Source organism: Kitasatospora sp. NPDC007106 (assembly GCF_040634455.1).
In the GTDB taxonomy this organism is placed as follows: domain Bacteria; phylum Actinomycetota; class Actinomycetes; order Streptomycetales; family Streptomycetaceae; genus Kitasatospora; species Kitasatospora arboriphila.
The window spans coordinates 1-4,048 of record NZ_JBEYFP010000550.1; the positions used below are offsets into that span (position 1 = coordinate 1).

Annotated in this window: 3 protein-coding genes and 1 pseudogene; all 4 read left to right on the forward strand. The window is 76.9% G+C overall.

The features are described 5' to 3' along the window. Window positions 1-813: pseudogene (locus ABZ641_RS28150) on the forward strand (ATPase); the annotation flags it as partial. Between the two features lie 261 nt (window positions 814-1,074). After that, window positions 1,075-2,304 carry a PP2C family protein-serine/threonine phosphatase gene (locus ABZ641_RS28155; protein WP_359986138.1) on the forward strand — a complete coding sequence of 410 codons (1,230 nt, stop codon included), beginning with the start codon at window positions 1,075-1,077 and terminating at the stop codon, window positions 2,302-2,304. Between the two features lie 262 nt (window positions 2,305-2,566). Further along, window positions 2,567-3,334 carry a serine/threonine protein kinase gene (locus ABZ641_RS28160; protein WP_359986140.1) on the forward strand — a complete coding sequence of 256 codons (768 nt, stop codon included), beginning with the start codon at window positions 2,567-2,569 and terminating at the stop codon, window positions 3,332-3,334. 18 nt (window positions 3,335-3,352) lie between these two features. Beyond that, a partial coding sequence (locus tag ABZ641_RS28165; protein ID WP_359986143.1) for a serine/threonine-protein kinase occupies window positions 3,353-4,048 on the forward strand: 696 nt, incomplete at its 3' end.

Consider the following 4,048-nt stretch of genomic DNA (forward strand, 5'->3'; position numbering starts at 1 on the left):
GACGCCCCGGAGCTCCTCGACCCGCTCGGCAGCCCGGTCGAGGACCCGGACGCCTTCCTCCGCGCCTACCTGGAGCGCGAGATGGGCCGACAGCTCGCCGACCACCCGCTGCTGGCCGAGGTGGGCCACCACGCCACCTCCTGGCTGCTGGTCGCCGACGCCCTGGCGGGCCGGGCCGGGGACGTGCTCGCGGGCAGTGCGGTCTTCCTCGACGCCTGGGAGCGCGGCGGCCGTCCGCGGTCGTTCTCGCTCGGTCCCGCGGCGGCGTCCGTCGCCATGGTCCACGGTCTGCGGGGCGACCGGGAGGCCCGGACCGCCTGGCGGGCGGTGGTCGACCGGGCGGGCACCGAGCCGGAGCACCGCCACGGCTACGGTGCGGTCTTCGACGCGATCGTCCTGCTCCACCGAGGTGATGCGGACGCGGCCCTGGAACGGCTCGCGCCCGAGCCGGACGAGGTCTGGAAGTGGGTCTCCTGGGTCTGGCTGCACTGGTACGCGGCCCTCCGGGCGGAGGCCGCCGTCCTCGCCGGTCACCCCGGGGCCGCCCGCCGCATCGCCGCCGCCCGGGCGCTGGTGGCGGGCAATCCGGTCGCCGCCGCTCAGGTGGACCGCGCCCAGGCGCTCCTCGACGGGGACCTGCCCGGCCTGCTCGCCACCGCCGAGGCCTTCACCGCCGCCGGATCCCCCTACCAGTCCGCCCGCACCCTCGTCCTCGCCGGCGCCCGCCACACCGCAGCCGCCACCACCGCCCTCACCGCCCTCGGCCTCCCGCCCGGCCCCGACCTCGGCCCCGCTCCCACCCGCCGTCCGTAGTGGGCCACCCCCACCTGCCATCGGCAGCCCCGCTCCCGCCCGGCGCCGGTAGTGCCCGCTCGCGCCCGCCGCCGTAGTACCCGCCTCCTGCCCGCCGTCCGTAGGGCCGCTCCCACCCGCCGTCCGTAGGGCCCGCGCCGGCAGCTGGCAGCCCCGCTCCCGCCGCCGTCGCGGCACTCGCCCGCCGGGCCCGTCCCGCGCTGCCGTCCGGTCGCCGTGGGGGTGGGGCGGTGGTTCGATGCAACGGGCGGGGGTGCAGGGGTGCCGTCCGAGGAGAAGGCGGTGGCGGCGGTGGACGAGGCCGGGGTCGGCCGGGTGGTCGGCGAGTTCCTGGAGATGTCCCACGACGTGGGGCCGCGCGACATCGCCGGCCTGGTCGACGACACCGCCCGGGCGCTCGGGATGGCCGGCGCAGCCGTCTACCTGGCCGACGTCCAGCAGGTCCGCCTGGTGCCGCTGCCCGACGACCGGCCGCGCGGGCCCGGCACCGACGAAACGGGCGTCCCCGTGGAGGGGACCCTCGCAGGCTGGGCGTACCGGACGATGAAACCGCAGGAGTCGTCCGCCGACGGCCGGGTCGAGCTGTGGCTGCCGCTCGTCGACGGGGTGGAGCGGATCGGCGTGCTGCGGGTGGCGGCCGCGGCTCCCGGCCCGGCGGTGCACGAGCGGTGCCGCACGCTGGCCTCGCTGACGGCACTGGTGGTGATCTCGAAGGCGGCGTTCAGCGACGTGATGGCGGAGGCCGTCCGGAGCCGCCCGATGACCCTGCAGGCCGAGCTGGCCTGGGCGTTCATGCCGCCGCGGACCCTGGGCACCCGCGACGTCACCTCGTCCGCCGCGCTGGAGCCGGCCTACGAGATCGGCGGCGACGCCTTCGACCACAGCCTGCAGCGGGACCGGCTGCACCTGACGGTGGTCGATGCGATGGGCCACGACCTGGCGGCGGGCGGTGCGTCCGCGGTGGCGGTGGCCGGCTGCCGGTCGACCCGGCGGGCGGGCGGCGGTCTGGCGGACATCGCCGAGGCGGTGGACGGGGCGTTGACCCGGTGGATCCCGGACCGGCTGCTGACCGCGGTCTTCGCCGACCTCGACACCGGGACGGGCCGCCTCAGCTGGGTGAACTTCGGCCACCCGCCCCCGCTGCTGATCCGCCGTCAGCACGTCGTGCCCGGGGCGCTGGAACGCCCCGCGCAGCTCCCGCTGGGCCTCGGCAGCGGCTATCCGCGCGGCCCGGCCACCGTGCACCACGCGCAGCTGGAGCCGGGCGACCGCATTCTGGTCCACACCGACGGGGTGACCGAGGCGAGGTCGGCGGCGGGTGACCTGTTCGGCGAGGAGCGGCTGGTCGACCTGGTGGTCCGCTCGGCCGCGGCCGGCGAGCCGGCCCCCGAGGCACTGCGGCGGCTGATCCTCGCCCTGCTGGAGCACCGGGACCACCGCCTGGTCGACGACGCGACGATCGTCCTGGTGGAGTGGCATCCCCGCGGCTGACCGGTTCCAACGGCTGACCGGCCCCCGCGGCGCCGGCCGCGCGGCAGCTGACACGTCAGCCTGCGGCGACATCCGGCACGGCAGCGTGCCCGGCGCCCGGCGCGAGGGCTGAAGCATCGCACACGCAGCATGCCTTTTCTGGAACACTGAGTCACGCTACGGGCACACGAGGTGTGTCTCCGGGCTCCGCCGTGGCGTGCGCAGGTCCGTCCTGTCGTGCGCAAGGGCCGCCGGCGGAGCGGGAATTCACCGAGGGGGCGTGATGGACACCGTCATCGTGCAGCTGCCGGACACCGGCGGGGGCCCGCGGGCCGCGCCGCGGCTGCTGCGGATGGGCCCGGACGACAGTGCGGACTTCGGTCGCGGCGCACCGGGCCGGCCGGTTGCGATCCCGCTGCCCGACCAGGGCGTCTCGCGCCGGGCCGGTGAGCTCACGGCGGCCTCCGACTACTGGCGACTGTCGAACTTCAGCCGGTCGGCGACCTACGTGGTGGAGAACCTGGAGGGCGCGGGGGAGCACCTCAAGGTGGCGCCGGGGCGGCTGGGGGCGCCGGTGGCGTTCGAGTTCTCCCGGGTGGTGCTGCCCTCGCTGGGCGGCGGCTGCCACTTCAAGGTCTTCGCGCCGCAGCACGCCTACCTGGACCGGGCGCAGGCCGGGCCGCCGGGCGAACACACCGTCAGCCCGTTCGCGCTGGACGCCACGGCGAAGTACTTCCTGGTGCTGGTGGCGCTCTGCGAGCCGCGGCTGCGTGGCACCTCCGCGGCCGTCCCCGGGGTCGGCGACGTGGTGGAGCGGCTGCGCGGCGGTCCGGGCGCCGCCGGGCCGAGCCGGTCCGCGGTGAACTACCACATCGACTACCTGGCGGAGTCCAAACTCCGCCTGCGGCCGGAGGGTTCGGAGGGCGGGGCGGGACCGCTGCGCAAGCGCGAGGAGCTGGTCGACCTGGCGCTCCGCTTCGACCTGGTGCGCGAGGAGCACCTGGCGCTGCTGCCCGCGCGCCGGGTGGGCCGCCCGGCGGGAGCCGGGTGAGCGGGGGGTGAGCAGGGCGTGAGTACGGGGTTCCCGGACGGGCCGGTGCCCGAGGTGCCGCCCGGCTACCGGGTGGCCGGGCACCGGATCACCGGCCCGATCGGTGCGGGCGGTTGGGGTGCGGTCTACGCGGCGGTCCGGCGGCGGGACGGGGCGCCGGCGGCGGTGAAGATCCTGCCGGCCGCCCGGCTCGCTCCCGGCCAGTGCCGGCAGGCGAGCGAACTCGCCCGGCGGGAGGCGGAGTTCAGCGCTCGGGCGGAACACCCGCGGCTGATCAGGACGTTCGCCACCGCGGTGCTCCGCGACCCGGGCCGACCGGGCCTGGACGGCGCCGTGGTGCTGGTGATGGAGCGGGCGGAGCGGAGCCTCGCGGACCTGCTCGCCGAGGGCCGGGCGGTGCCGCCCGCGGAGGGTGCCCGGCTGCTCGCCGAGGTCTGCGAGGGCCTGGCCCACATGCACCGGCACGGTTGGGTGCACGGCGACCTCAAGCCGGCGAACGTCCTGCTGATGGCCGACGGTTCGGTGCGGCTCGCGGACTTCGGGCTGACCGCCGAACTCGACGGCACGCACGCCTACGTCCCGCCGCTCGGCACGCTCGACCACGTGCCGCCGGAGTGGTGGTCCGAGCGGAGCGGGGTGCGGGGGGTGGCGTTGCGGCCGAGCGCCGACGTCTGGGCGTTCGGGGTGCTGGCGCACCAGGTGTTCGCGGGCGGC